Genomic DNA, 14624 nt, shown 5'->3' on the forward strand with positions numbered 1-14624 from the left:
AGGTCAGAATGCAGTGAAACACTGCACGGTGACCATTGGCTGAATGCCGGATACCAGCGAAGGGTGTAAACCATTCGATCCAGCAATCGCTGATGGAGGAGAGCCAGCGTAGGAAACTCCCAAGGAGCGAAAGACGCTGTGCATCCACCAGACTAGGACACTGGTGTCTACAAGACACTGCCAAGGCAGAAAGCAGTGAAGCACTGCACGGTGACCATCGGTTGAATGTAGGACACTTGCGAAAGGCATAAGCCATTCGATTAAGCAACCGCTGGTGGAAGAGAGCCAGCGTAGGAAACGCCGGAGGAGCGAAAGACGCTGTGCGTCCACCGGGCCAGAGCACAGGCGTCTACACGACGCTACCGGGTCAGAATGCAGTGAAACACTGCACGGTGACCATTGGTTGAATGCCGGGCACCAGTGAAGGGCATAAGCCATTCGATCAAGTAACCGTTGATGGAAGAGCACCAGCGTAGGAAACGTAAAGGCGCAAAAGACGCTGTGCGTCCACCGGGCTAGGGCATGGGCACCTATACAACACTGCCGGGGCAGAATGCGGTGAAACACTGCACGGTGACCATTGGTTGAATGCCGGACACCAGTGAAGGGCATAAGCCATTCGATCAAGAACAGCTGCTGGAAGAAAGCCTGTGTAGAAACGCCATAGGCGCGAAAGGCGCTGTGCGTCTACCGGGCTAGAATACAAACGTCTACACGACATTACCGGGCCAGAAAGTGGTGAAACACTGCATGGTGATGGTAGCTATGAGGCTTTGGAAAGAAAAAAGAATATGGAATGTCTCTGACGGATAGCTTTTCTACATGCAAATATAAACGTATATCCTAATCGCATGTAGATGATTTGCCCCCATAGGAGCGAACCCATAGGAAAGCTAAAGTGGAGATATTCCACCCATATGACCCAGCAGGAGTGTTCGCAAACGAGAATGCGAATAACCCCTGCTGGGTCAAACTTTTCATAGGTATGGGAATGTATCGTACGACATTGTTACTGTGTAGTAACAGTTGGACGGACGTGGGGTATCTTTTAGGGACGGCATAAAAGTTGTTCCCACCAAGATAAAATGAAAATAATCCGTAAATATCGGAATCGTGTTATGGAAGGAGTAAAAATAGCTGGTATCCAATTAAGTGTCTAGCGGCTAACAGCAGGAAACTTCCGCGGGGAGCGCCATAGATGCAAAAGATATTGTACATCCACCGGGCCAGAGTACCGGGTATCTATACGACACTGCCAAGGCAGAAAGCAGTGAAGCACTGCACGGTGACCATTGGTTGAATGTAGGATGACTTGTGAAGAGCATAAGCCGTTCGATTAAGCAACCGCTGCTGGAAGACAGACCGTGTAGGAAACACCATAGGAGTGAAAGACGCTATACGTCCCCGATTGATAGGAGGGAATTGAAATCAAGTTACAGAAAGAATGAAGGTAGTTCGCATTCGATCAAGTGTCTGGTAATCGATAACAGGGAACTTCCGTAGGAGGCACCGTATAAAGGACATTGTGTGTCTGAATTGGATAGGAAAACATTGCAATTGTATTATAGGAAAAGTAGAAGTAACCGATATTCAATCAAGTGACCGACAATTGGTAACAGGGAACTTTCGTAAAGGATGCCATAGGCGCGAAAGACGTGATGTATCCGTTTATGATAGGTGAACATAAGAATTAAGTTGTAGAAAAGGTAAAAATAGTTGGTATCCGAATCAAGTGTCCAGCAATCGACAACAGGGAACTTCCGTAGGAAGTACCATAGGGATGAAGGACGTTGTGTGTCTGGAATGGATAGGCAAACATTGGAATTGCATTATAGGAAAAGGAGAAATAACCGGTACTCAATCAAGTGCCTAACGGTCAATAATAAGGAACTTCCGTAGGAGATGCCGAAGGCGCAAAAGATGCGATGTATCCAATAATAAGGCAACATCGGAATCGTGTTGTGGAAGGAGTAAAAATAGCTGGAATCCGATCACTGGTGTATCTAGAAAATCAATAATCATTCGGATCTACACTTCTCCCGCTTGCGTGGGTTGTAGTAGCTCTTTCAGTAGAGTAGAGGTCCATAACCGTGCGGCGGTTCTTAAAGATATTTTTCATTTTTCCTTGGCCACACTCTTGTGAAATTCCGTATGGCCATATTTTTGTCTGGTACTCCTACGGACAGAAATGCAAAACAGGGCCACCTTAAAAAGCACCAGCAATCCTTGCTGCCTATTCCACCACCCCTGCTAACGCCTCTCTCCCCTTTCAAACTATATCCCACAAAAACAAAGTCTCTGTACCGGATTATGTACTGCCCCCAATTATACGGATAGCACAAAAAAGCCCCTTGGTAGGAAAAATTAAGTTTTAAGCGGAGTGGCGCAGCGTGAGCGGCGCCACTCCAGCTTTTAACTGGATACGGTCGTGGTTGTAAAAATAAATGTAGCTGTCAATGCCTTCCCTGGCCTCGGCAAATGTCGTTGGCTTGAGGCGGGAGATGCACTCTGTTTTTAGAATGGAGAAGAAATTTTCTGCCATAGCATTGTCATAACAGTTTCCCCGTCTTGACATGGACGGCGTTATACCATAGGATTGAGTCAGGTGAAAATACTCTCGGGAAGTGTATTGAAACCCTTGGTCGCTGTGGAGCTATAACGTTGCAGCGACTCTCTTTTCTCCTTCATCATAGCCAGGTGGATGGTATCCAGAACGAGATTCACCGTCTGCTGTGTACCGATCTTATAGGCAACAATGCTGTTATCATACAAATCACGAATCATGGATAGGTACAACACTCCCTCTTTGGTGTGGATGTAGAAGATATCGGTCACCCATTTGCTGTTGGGCCTGTCTGCTTGAAATGGACAATTCAAAAGATTTTCATATTTGTGCAGTTGTTGGCCCACCTGAACCCATTTTCTCCGGCGGCGAATTTCTGCCAAAAGGCCGTATTTCTTCATGATTCGCAGAACTATCTTGGGATTGCGGCGCGTACCTTGTTTCTCCAGCCACAGCCACATCCGTCGATATCCATATATCTTGAAGCAGCGCCCTCGCTGAACGTGGATAGCTTCCGCCAAATCTGCATCCTTCTCCTTCATCCTTCTTCTTGCGTTCCAAACGGTGGACAAAGTCATCATATCCACTCCGGGATACCTCAAAAAGCCGGCACATGACAGAGACCAGATAACGCTCTCGGTTCCTATAGATCATATGATATTCTACTTTTGGCCTTACTTCCTTTCTGTGAATTGCAGAAAATCCCGCAACCGCTTGTTTCCATGCGAAGCCGTTCCAGTTCGCTCTTTTCGTTCTGCCGAGGTGGTTGCCCGTCTTTGCGCGGACGCCCCTTTGGACGTGGCGCAATTCCGGATGCCGTACGTTTTACCTCTTTGTTGTATCGATGAACCCCGTTCTTAATTTGAACTTTATCAAGGTCGAAATAGTCCGCTATTTCTTGTCTGGATTTCCCTGCTTCGCGCATTGCGTTGATCTCTGCCCCGAGAATTTTGATGTTTGTCCATTTCTTTTTTGACATGATAATACCCCCTGATGTAGTACTTTCATTTTCCTACATCAGGGGGCTTTTTGTCTATTCTCCGTTTTTACGGGATCTGTTCAGAAACAAGGTAGGAGGCTTTACATTTTATAGTCTCATTATAAAAATCTGTCCATAATACGCGAAATAAGCTAAGTGAATATATTTGTAAAAAAAGTATAGTTTAGGCTCGGGAATGGCTTATTGCCAGGTTGATTGGAGTGTCAGGGACGAACTCTGTATAGTTGTGAGAGGCGATCCGTAAAATCGGCCCGCAGCCAGAATCCATATCCTTTTACATCCTCTAAAACTCTGTAATCGAACGAAATATCCAGGAGGCGTATTGTAAAATACAAAGCCATATAGTAATATAAGACTTTAAATCCTACGTATCCAAGAATTTCCGTTAAGGGAGTGAAAAGATGGATATTCCGAGAAATATTACATGGGGCGCGATAGGCAGCCCTTCATGGTATACATAAGGCAATGCCTTCCGCTGAAGTAGTTAAGAAAACGGATTTGTCGTAGCAAACTAAACTTCAAAGGTTCTGTCAGCTTGTGCTTATGCTTCGTCAGGATGATAGGAGATAATATCGGCAATATCACATTCTAAAATGGAGCAAAGTGTGTCCAATGTTTTGAGCGTAATATTCCGGCCGTGCTTCATCCGATGCAGGGTGTTGGCAGAAAAACCATAGTTGTAAATAAGCTGGTATTCTGTAATGTTTTTGCGAAACAGGGTCTGATAAAAGGGCTTGTAGCTGATCATAAGATGCACCTCTGCTAGACCCTATCCTACCATACTCAATAGATTGACTATCCCTAATATATTGAGTATAATGAAGATAAATAGAGACTATATATCACATAATAAGTCGTTATTTGTCACTGAATGAAAAATTAGAACTATATTTAGATGAATTCCTGTTACAGCTCCTTTGGCCAGACAGTGAAAATAGACGGTTAGAGGGCATATATGGTGTTGCAGAGCCTCTTTTGCATATTCGCCTCTCAAAATATAAAACGAAAAGGACATGGCGCAGGAGGACGTTTGTCCAAGCAAAAGTTAAAAATAACGGATGACTTTTCAAACGTGTACGAAAAGAGTTCTCCCATTTTGGACCGAAATTACTTCGTACATCAGCGAAAAAACAAACGAAAAGCAGACTTGCCCGGTAAAGAAATGTGTTTAGAAAAGGAGGGAGAATAGGCGGCCAAGAGATTCAACAAGAGCGAGCCAGTTAAAAATGGAATAAAGAAAAAGGCTTTTCACGAGGCCCGTTCTTCACGTTAGTCGAGCGGTCCTGTGAAACAGCCTTTGTTTCTGTGTACAATTTTTGAAATTCTTATAATACCGGGAATTTGTGCACACCAATCACAGCTCCAACCATTTTGCAAGTTGCAGCAGAGTGTGGGCCTGTTCTCCGTCCAGCTTTCGGACGGAGGCAATCGAGTTCCCGTTCATATGCCGAAGGATAAAGAACATCACGGTCATCATTAAAGAATTCCGGCAGAGTGACACCCAACGCGTTGAGTAACCTTTCCAAAATCGCGACCGATGGCTGTGTGGTCCCCTTTTCAATCGAATGAATGTGGTTTTCCGATACGCCCGTCTCTTTGGATAAGGCATAAACACTTTTGCCTTTGCCTTCACGGATATTTTTAAAGCTTATGCCTAAATCCATTTTTCGCCTCCGAATACATTGATAATACTATATTATTATAGTATGAAAGAGACCCAAAATTAATACATATAGTGTTCGGTAGAGTACAACTATATACATGTGCTATTGAAGTGATGATTCTTCACTAAAATGAAGGGGCAGTAATCATGATGAATTTAAACGAAGCGCTACGTATTTTGCGGATTCGTGCGGGTTTAACCCAAAAACAATTGGCGGACATGTTGGAACTGGATCGATCCAGTTATACCTATTACGAAACCGGAAAAAGCATGCCGACGGTGCCGGCATTCAAACGCCTTTCGAATCTATATGGTGTCTCCATGGATACCATGATGGGGGAAAGTGAAGAGCGCCTCTTGCGAGAGATAGAGGCTTCTCACCGGATGCGGGTGTTGGCAGAGTCGGGACCACGGGTTCGGCGAATTCTCTTGCAGGCGCACGGCCTAGAGCGGGAAGAATTGCGCGAGTTGGCCCGCGCTGTCCAGCAACTGTGGGAAAACCATGGACTGGACGGGTGTTGCGCTTTGCCGGGAAAACAGATATAATAAGTACGCACAAAGGCCGGTTTTGTACCGGAAGTGATTTCGAAAAAAGAAGGGGTTCGCATCAATGAAGCTGGGAATCGTAGGCTTGCCGAACGTCGGCAAAAGCACCCTGTTTAATGCTATTACCAATGCAGGCGCACAGTCCGCCAATTATCCATTTTGTACCATTGAACCAAACATTGGCGTAGTTGCCGTACCGGATCAGCGGCTGGACAGGCTTGCTGAAATGTATCATCCGGAAAAATATACTCCCGCTACCATCGAGTTTGTCGATATAGCTGGTCTGGTGCGTGGCGCGAGTAAGGGAGAAGGTTTGGGAAATAAGTTCCTCGCAAATATTCGTGAAGTCGATGCGATTGTGCATGTTGTCCGTTGTTTTGTCAACGATGACATCGTACATGTAGAAGGAAGTATCGACCCTAAGCGCGATATTGAGACGATCAATTTGGAGCTGATCCTCTCCGATATGGAAGTATTGGATCGACGCATTGAAAAGACGCAGAAGCTGATGAAGGCTGACAAGAAATATCAAGAGGAATATGATTTTTTCCAACGCGTCCGTGAAGCGCTCGATGCAGGGAAGTCGGCTCGCAGTGTAGAATGTACTCCGGAAGAGGCAGAGCTTCTCTCGACCGTATCCCTTTTGACCAATAAACCGGTCATTTATGCGGCCAATGTGAGTGAAAACGATTTTAAAGGCGGTATTGAGAACAACCCATATTTTAAACAAGTCAAGGAGATTGCAGACAGCGAGCATGCGGGGGTACTGCCGATTTCCGCGGAAATTGAAGCGGAGATTGCGGGGATGGACCCGGAGGAAAAAGATCTGTTCCTTGCAGATATGGGCCTAGAGGAATCCGGCCTGGACCGTCTGATCAATGCCTGTTATTCTCTGTTGGGGTTGATTTCCTATCTGACAGCTGGTCAGCCGGAGGTACGTGCATGGACCATCAAGAAGGGAACCAAAGCACCGCAGGCAGCTGGCAAGATCCACAGTGATTTTGAACGCGGTTTTATCCGTGCGGAGGTCATTTCCTTTGATGATCTGATGGCGTGTGGCAGCATGACTGCGGCGAAGGAGAAAGGTTTGGTCCGTTCGGAAGGAAAGGACTATGTGATGAAGGATGGGGACATTGTCCTGTTCCGCTTCAATGTCTGACCAGAAACCAGCGCGGTTCCGGATTCGTTTGGCCCAAAAAGAGGATGCCGCTGTATTGGCGGCGATCTATGCGCCCTATGTGCGAAATACAGCCGTCACATTTGAATATGATCCGCCGGATGCAGCGGAATTTAGACGGCGAATTCAAGCCGTTCAGGGGCAGTTCCCATACCTCGTCTGCGAAGAAAATGGAATACCAAAGGCGTATGCCTATGCATCCCGGTTTCATGGGCGGGCTGCATTCCAATGGGATGCAGAATTGAGTGTCTATGTAGCGGAGGGTGCTCAACAGCAGGGAATAGGACGGGCTCTATATGGATGTCTGATGGAATTTTTGCAAGAGCAGGGTTATACGACTCTGTATGCGCTGATTACATCGCCCAATGATCCAAGCGAGCGGATGCATACCCAGTTGGGTTTTCAAAAAATTGCCGTTTATCCACAGACAGGGTATAAATTGGGGACGTGGCGCGATATGACCGTTTGGGAAAAACGGATGAAACCGCTGCCTGAAAACCCCATACCTCCGCGTAAGTTTTCCACACTCCCGATAGACTTTGTGGAAAACGTGCTGCAAAAAGCGGCTACAGAGCGAAATCTTTTAAGGTAACTAGAGTATATAGAAAAGTAACAGCCGTAAAATGGTTACATCGAAAAAACAAAAAAATCCCCTACAATGGACGGTTTTGGTCCATTGTAGGGGATTTTTTGCAAGTTCTTGTCCGTAGAACCAATCTTGATCGGTTTATAATGACAGAAACCTGACGGAAAATTCTCTGAAATTTTTATGCATTGTTTTTTGCTGAAAGAAGGGAAAACGCATCGCAATTCCCTTCTTTTATCAAATAAACAAAAAATCTAAAAATTTTTCAATATTTCTCTCAATTTTCGGTTGAAATATTGACAATTTGAGAAACCTATGATTTAATAGGCTTGAAAAGTTCATTGGAATAATTAGTGAATTGGTATTACTTTACAATGGACTCTTTTGCCACTGTAAAGGCTGGGATGCCTTCTGACCAGCAGCAAATGGAAAGGGGGATGAAAAGAAAGAAGGCGACCAAACATAAGACGGAAAATACCGTGGGAACAGGAAGATTGCAACTTTAGGAGGAGAAAGATGTTTAAGGTGAAACGGAGGGCCACTGCTCTTTTGTTGGCCGCACTTATGGCGACATCCGGACCGGGTGTAGTGGGCTTGGCAGCGGATTTTTCTGCCAATGGATCTGCAAAGGATAGCGCCGTTTGGCAAGTAGGAGATACGCAGGTAAAGGGCTTTCTGCGCGGTGCCCCGGCAGAAGCGAACCTGGAAGAAGAGGGACCGTTGGGTTGGATTCATTTCAGCGATAAGACGCTCGAAAATTGCCCCCAGAAGAGCGAGGACAATGGAATCACGGACATCGAGCTGTCCGGTACAATGGCACAGATCGCTGGGGACACGGCGACCAATTTCCGTTATGAAGGGGCTCCCGATTCCAATACGAAAGGTCAAGTGATCAATGGGGCGGGCGGCAAAGTGACCTTTCACGTTCCAGCGAGTACAGAGCCGCGCTATTTGCGCGTCTACATGGGGTCCTGGGCATCGGAAATCACCTTGCGTGTAGCTGTCAATGGCGAAGAGCAATACAGCCGCACTTTTGGAAAACGTGAGACAACGTCTGGCGCAGAGTGCTTTTTGTCCTCCATCATGTACCAAACGGCTTCGGAGGAAGATGTTGTCACAGTGACCGCAGAGGTTACCGCTACATACGATGCAGCCTATAGCAATATGAGCATTCAGGCGATTGCGCTGACCGACGAGGCGTTCCCGGAGGAAGAATCGCTTGTTTCGGGCGAGGTGCAGGATGCCCCAGAGTCGGCAAACCTCACGAAAGAGGGCGGTATCGATTGGGTTCAGCTCGACAACACCGATTTCGGTGCGTTCAATCGCAAGGACACGGAAGACCCGGCGATTGGCGGTCCGACGCTGATTGGAAAGCAGGATTATGTAGCCCAAAATACAAAGACCAATTTTGTATTCTTGGATGGAGTTTCTCCGGTGCAGTCGATTGAGGATAATAACCACAAGGGCTTAGTCTTTACCGGAGAAGGCAATGGCTTGGAATTTACCCTGCCCGCTAGCAAGGAAGAGCGCTATGTAAACATTTACACCGGCGCCTGGGCAGCCGACATCACAGCCGAGGTCCTGGTCAACGGGGATACAGCCTACATAGAGACGTTTGGCAGTACGGACACCACATCCGGAACCCCTGCTGTGTACCGGGTGCTCCGCTTGTCCTACAGCTGCGTGGATGAAGGGGATGAAGTGTCTGTTAAGCTTCATGTTTCCAAAGCGTACGACAGCCAGTGGGGAAATATGTCCATCTCTGCCATTACATTGAACGACTCCCAGGTGGTTGATACTGGGGTAGTCGCTGCCGGAAAGGTTTCGAGCGCGCCGGTTGCGGCAGACCTGACAAACGAAGGCAATGTGGACTGGGCATATTTCAATGATACCGATTTTTCCAGCTATAACCACAAAAATGTTGCTGAATCACAGATCACCGACGTAACACCGGTGGGGACGCAGCAGGGCAGCCCTGTCATTCAGGATGCAAAAACGTCCTATATCTACAGTGACGGCGTCGATCCAGAGACGGAGACCGATGGCCACAATGGGTTCGTCTTTGTAAAAGAAGGCAGTGGTGTGACCTTCCGCGTGCCCGGAGGCCCAGAGATGAAGTATCTGAATGTGTATACAGGAGAATGGGCCTCTGACATTACCCTGGAACTCGTTGTGAACGGAGAGGTTGAATTCAGCGAAACGTATGGAAACAGCGTCACCACCAGCGGAACACCGGCGGTATGCAATGTCGCCCGCCTCCAATACTATACGCCCAATGCGGACGATGAGGTAGAGGTGCGCGCGCTCATTTCCCATGGGTACGACCAGAATTGGGGAAATATGAGCATACAGGCCATTACCCTGTCTGACACTGCTCCGGTCAGCCTGGACGAAAAGATCACAACACCTGAATGGGAAATTGACCATACGGGAGGTCAAATTCAGTCGATGAAGACCATGATCGGCGGCGAAATGTATACCATTCCGATGCGTACAGACAGCCGAGGGGGCTTTATCTGGAATTACAACGGCCGCCAGATTGCGATGACTTCCGGAGATACGGCGGACGATGGTACCATCACGTATACAGGACGGTATCGCAATGCGAATGAAGACCTGACCTTTACCTTGCGGTATGCCGTGGATGAGCAGAAGCAGTTGGTGGTCACAGCATCGGTCACCAACAACAAGGATACGGAACAGGCGGTGGACAAGTTGTCCTTAAACCTGGGATTCAATACGTATTTGGAGAGCTACCCACAGTACAACGATCAGCTTTTCCCAACTCTCCTGCGTTGTGAAAAAACCCATCTGTGGGGCTATCTCTCCACACCTTCCGGCCGTCTGATGACCATTGCAACCGATGCCCCCGTTGCATCCTATACTTTGGACTATGAGTGGGGCGCACACCGCATCTACACAGCCTCTCTCGACGTTTTACAGTCCGGCGAATTGCCGGAGCGTCATCCGCAGGATGCAGATCACATTGGTGCAAACGAGACGAAAACCTGGAATATTTACCTCAAGCCGGTCGAGGATTTAAATGCAATTGAAGACGTCAAACCGACGATCTCCAATTACACAGAGATTCCGACCATCGACGCAGATCGTTATACCATGGCGGAGAATGAAGTTTCTCAAGTGACGGTTTACTCCCAGTCTCCATTGAAGAACGGTGTGGTTACATTAGTTGACGAGGATGGAACCGAAACGACGCTCGCAGTGACCGACAATGGGGATCATACCTATTCCTGTACCTTTGAGGCGGAAGGCAGGGAGGAAGGCGTCTATAAGCTTTGGGCAGAAAACGAGGCCGGATATAAGGCGGAGGGCATGTTCACGATACGGATGCCGTGGTCCTGGTACACGAAACAGGCCCGTAAGGCGGCCGTAGAGGCTCCACAGAAGGCGACCTCCCACACAGAATCCTGGTACGGACTGTATTCTGCCTATATTGCTAAGAGATACTTCCCGGATGAAGAATTGGACATGGCGATCGACGAGAAGTTTGAAGAGATTTATCCGTTGATGTATGATGTCACGACCGACCTGCCGACTTCCTGGCAGAGCCGAATCCAGAACCACTCTGGTATGTTAGGCGTATTTGTCGATAAGTATGAGAGTTCTGGGAATATGAGCGATTTGGAGAGCGCTGTCCATCTTGCCGACTTCCTGCTCACCACCCAAAAGGAGAACGGCGGCTATTACAATGGAAGCACGGATTATACCTCGGTCATTTATCCAGCAAAGTCCATCATGGAACTGATCTATGTAGAAAAGGATCTGATGAACGATGCGGACTTGACAGAGGAGGAGCGTGCAGTCTGGGCAGAGCGCTATGACCGTCACTTTGCCTCCGTTACCCGCGCTATGGACAACCTGGTGCGTCTGGACGGTCACTTTGAAACCGAAGGGCAGCAGACCTTTGAGGACGGCGCCAATTCCTGTTCGGCGACGCAGCTGAGTGAATTTGCCTTGATGTTCCCCGAGGGCTCTGCAGAGCGCGAGAAATATACCAATGCAGCGCTCAAGATTATGAACTACCATACCTCGCATCAGCAATCCATTGTTCCGGATTCGCGTATGAATGGCGGCACCCTGCGCTTCTGGGAAGCACAGTATGACGTCGAAATGCAGTTGACCGGCGATTCTCCCAATATGATGAACTCACCGCATGGCTGGTCTGCATGGAACATCTATGCACTGTTTAACCTATATGAACTGACCGGCGACCAGCAGTACCTGGAGCGCGGTATGAACGCCATGGGGTCCTGTGCACAGCTGATGGGCTTTGACGGCACCCTGCGTTGGGCATTTATCGCAGATCCATACCGCAATACGGGCTTGTGGGTGAAAGATGAAGAGGCGTCGCACGACGATGTGATCGTTGGCAAGCATGTCAACACGGTGATCGGCGAAGAATATGTCGATATGATCTCCTACTGGTGGAGAGCGCCGAAGAATACTTGGGTCCCGGGGTACACCGCTATGGGCGGCGCAGTCACCCAGGGCGCTGCATGTGATAATGATGTACATGAGGTATTCAAAGCATTGGGCGAAGTGGCACTGACAAAGGCTTATGTATTCCAGAAGGATGACGGGACTTTTGAAACCTACAATTGTTCCATTGAAAATACGGATCGTGGCTTGATCGTTACGCCGAGCGAAGAGGTAGTCTCCAATGTGAGCGTACAGGTTCAAGAGGATACAGATGTCACAGTGAAATTCTATGACGGTGATCAGTCTGCGACAATCTCAGCGGGTTTGCCGGTTTGGATTTCTACGGAAGAGAACGTTGCCGATTTTGAAGACGGAGATAAGGATTCCAGCCTGCGCAATTTGACGGTAAGTAAGGGTGAGTTGAGCCCATCCTTCCAGGCAGATGTACAAGATTATACGGTAGACATCGGCGCCGAAGCCGGCACTGTAGAGATCACTCCGGTAGCGAATAGTGAACATGCCGTTGTCTACGTCAACGGAACCCGTGTTCTCCCAGGCGAGAGCTACACGGTCACTATGGACAGCGCAATGCAGGAAAAAACCATTCCAATTGTAGTCAAATCGCAGTATCAAGCGACAAAGACGACCTACACATTGACGGTTTCGACCATGGGCGACTATGAGAATGTAGCGCGCAAAGCGGTCAATGTGACAGCAACCCGTATCCAAGGCCCGGCAACGGACCCGATGAGCCTGATCGATGGAGACCACGGCCTGGACGGTTCGACCACCACCCATATTACAGTGGCGCCGGATGGAACCCCCGACAACTTTATCACCCTCTCTTGGGCGGAACCACAGAGTTTTGAGAAGATTCTTGTCTGGACCTTCTACGGTGCAAAGCAGGGACCGACCAAGTGGGATTATCAGATTTCCAAAGATAACGGAAAAACTTGGGAGACGGTCGCAGAGAATGTCACAGCGGAGTGGAAATATAGCGATAAAACACATGAGAGCTACACCGTTGCTTTTGATGAACCCCTCACAGGTGTTACCGATCTGCGCATGGTTCTGAAAGAGGGCCTGCATGAGTGGGGAAATACCTGTATTACAGAGATTGAAGCCTTTGGAAAGAAGGATATTCAACCGGAAGAGCAGAACCTGACGGTGGGATACAACAACAAGGACGTAACGTTGAAGGTGGACGGCGAACCGCAGAAGATCGCAGACCTGACGGGCGAGTTTACGCTGGAAGACGTGGCAGAGGGAACGAGCGTAGAATTGACCTTTGAACCGCGTGTTGAAGGCCGGAATTTCCGCTCGGTGGCGGTCAACGGCCAGGAGGAACTCATCAGCGGCGATTCGTATACCTACACAGTAGAGATGACGGGCGAAGGCGTCGACTTGGACTTCGTGTTCGAGGTGACGGACAAGCGGATTCTGGAGCAAACCTATCAGTATGCAAAGCCCTATGTAGACGACGGAACGGTAGACTCCCTGGTTACCGAGGCGAGAGAGGCCTTCCTGGAGGCATATAACGCAGCGGAAGCTGTGCTGAACAATACAGCGGCGACGCAGACGGAGATTGACAAGGCTTGGAGCGACCTGCTGAACGTACTGCATTATCTGAACTTCCAGCCGGGCGATAAGAGCGCCCTGGAAGAGCTGTACAATATCCTGAGCGCCCTTGTGGAGGATGACTTCACAAGCAGCAGCTGGGCCTTGTTTGAAAAAGCGATGGAGCAGGCAAAAGAAGTGGTCGAAGACCCGGAACCGTTGGAGGGTGACATCACAAGGGCATATGAAGACCTGACAGCTGCGTCCAAGCAACTGATTCGCGCATCGGACGTCAGCAATTTGAATACCGCCATTGAAAAGGCGGAGAAAATCAAAACGGATATCGAAGCGGGCAAATACTTGCCGGACGGACAGGAAGCGTTCCTGGAGGCATTGGAAGCTGCCAAGAAGCTGGACAAGGATTCCCCACAGGCAGAAGTGGACCAGGCCGCGAAGGATCTGTTGCAGGCGATGTCGGCCCTGCGCAAGAAGGCGGACAAGACGGAACTGGAAGAGTTGCTGAAGGAAATCAATGCGCTCGATCCGTCGGAATATACAGCGGCAAGCTATGCAGCAGTAGCAGAGGTCAAAGAGGTTTTGAACGCGTTGATGGCGGATGACAGCCTGGACGCGGAGGAAGGCCAGAAGAAGATCGATGCAGCTGTGGCGCAGGCACGCGAGGCACAGAACAACCTGGTGAAGGTTGATACCAATAAGCCGTCCAAGGGCAGCAGTTCTGGCAGTTCTTCTGCAAACGCGAGCAACGCCTATGGGGCCAGCGGTGTGGTATCCGCAGGTCAGAATGTAGCGGCAGTTGGCGCCTATGTCCGCAGCGATACGACGGTGAACTTTACCCTGAAACGCGGGCAGGCCTATTGCTTCAAGATGACAGTGGTAAATGGAAACAACCAGACGCCGAGTTTTACAGTAGGCAACGGCAGCGTTCTCAAGACGCAGTTTGTGGCGAAGGTTGGAAACGATTACTACTACAGAGTCTATGCAACCGGCACCCCGGGCCAGAGCACGGGCGTTTACACGACCCTGCCGGGGCAGAACGCAGTGAAACACTGCACAGTGGCCATTGGTTAAATA

General features: G+C 48.8%; 9 protein-coding genes. 4 read left to right on the top strand and 5 right to left on the bottom strand.

Features of this window, described 5'->3' with window-relative positions:
- Positions 1-2371: 2371 nt before the first annotated feature.
- The 5 genes from ACGCCZ_RS13565 to ACGCCZ_RS13585 form a co-directional block, all read right to left on the bottom strand.
- A complete protein-coding gene (locus ACGCCZ_RS13565; RefSeq protein ID WP_411656327.1) occupies positions 2372-2605 on the bottom strand; it encodes an IS3 family transposase in 234 nt (77 codons plus the stop codon).
- Positions 2602-3144 (bottom strand): transposase, encoded by a 543-nt coding sequence (locus ACGCCZ_RS13570; RefSeq protein ID WP_411656328.1) that lies wholly within the window; start codon positions 3142-3144, stop codon positions 2602-2604. The genes ACGCCZ_RS13565 and ACGCCZ_RS13570 overlap by 4 nt, the downstream gene beginning before the upstream one ends.
- Positions 3145-3206: 62 nt before the next feature.
- Positions 3207-3542, bottom strand: coding sequence for a hypothetical protein (locus ACGCCZ_RS13575; protein WP_411656310.1), 336 nt, complete (start codon positions 3540-3542; stop codon positions 3207-3209).
- 562 nt (positions 3543-4104) lie between these two features.
- Positions 4105-4311: a helix-turn-helix domain-containing protein gene (locus ACGCCZ_RS13580; RefSeq protein ID WP_054325000.1), complete on the bottom strand. Its 207-nt coding sequence runs from the start codon at positions 4309-4311 to the stop codon at positions 4105-4107.
- 577 nt (positions 4312-4888) lie between these two features.
- Positions 4889-5227: a helix-turn-helix domain-containing protein gene (locus ACGCCZ_RS13585; protein WP_411656311.1), complete on the bottom strand. Its 339-nt coding sequence runs from the start codon at positions 5225-5227 to the stop codon at positions 4889-4891.
- A gap of 146 nt (positions 5228-5373) precedes the next feature.
- Between ACGCCZ_RS13585 and ACGCCZ_RS13590 the strand changes: the two genes are divergently transcribed.
- From ACGCCZ_RS13590 to ACGCCZ_RS13605, 4 genes are all read left to right on the top strand, one after another.
- Entirely contained in the window at positions 5374-5772 is a 399-nt protein-coding gene (locus ACGCCZ_RS13590) for a helix-turn-helix domain-containing protein (protein ID WP_054324998.1), read from the top strand.
- 64 nt (positions 5773-5836) lie between these two features.
- Positions 5837-6931, top strand: a complete 1095-nt coding sequence (gene ychF / locus ACGCCZ_RS13595; RefSeq protein ID WP_054324997.1) for a redox-regulated ATPase YchF — start codon at positions 5837-5839, stop codon at positions 6929-6931.
- The gene (locus ACGCCZ_RS13600; protein ID WP_411656312.1) at positions 6924-7541 is read left to right on the top strand and encodes a GNAT family N-acetyltransferase; all 618 of its coding nucleotides are present in this window, start codon (positions 6924-6926) and stop codon (positions 7539-7541) included. The genes ychF and ACGCCZ_RS13600 overlap by 8 nt, the downstream gene beginning before the upstream one ends.
- A gap of 510 nt (positions 7542-8051) precedes the next feature.
- Positions 8052-14621, top strand: a complete 6570-nt coding sequence (locus tag ACGCCZ_RS13605; RefSeq protein ID WP_411656313.1) for a cadherin-like beta sandwich domain-containing protein — start codon at positions 8052-8054, stop codon at positions 14619-14621.
- The last annotated feature ends 3 nt before the right edge of the window (positions 14622-14624 follow it).

This window comes from Anaeromassilibacillus sp. SJQ-1 (assembly GCF_046693725.1).
Lineage (GTDB): Bacteria > Bacillota > Clostridia > Oscillospirales > Acutalibacteraceae > Anaeromassilibacillus.